Source organism: Bacillus sp. SIMBA_154, assembly GCF_046536015.1.
Taxonomy (GTDB): domain Bacteria; phylum Bacillota; class Bacilli; order Bacillales; family Bacillaceae; genus Bacillus; species Bacillus pumilus_P.
On record NZ_JAWJBV010000496.1, the window covers coordinates 1 to 249 of the forward strand.

Below are 249 nucleotides of genomic sequence, written 5' to 3' on the forward strand. Positions count from 1 at the left end.
GACTGCTCAACAGTTTGACCGGCGTCTGAAACTCGCTGGGCAGGTTCTGCACGTTGACAGCCAAATTGCCCAGCCCGAGCTCGATCTCTGCCGCCTTGTCCGCAGACGTAACCTGTGCGAACTCCAGGGCACTGAGCAACAGATCATAAGTGTCGGTGGCGAATGCATGGACCTCCTGCCGGCGCGGGTCGAGAACCTTGTTTAGCTGGGCTTGGATAGCGTCCTCGGCAGCAGGGAGAAACGCAAGGG

1 protein-coding gene is annotated in these 249 nt (G+C 59.4%); it reads right to left on the bottom strand.

Going from position 1 to position 249, the window contains the following annotated elements; genetic code table 11:
• Positions 1–249: hypothetical protein (locus R0K30_RS22890; protein WP_410613248.1), on the bottom strand; the 249-nt coding region annotated here is incomplete at both ends.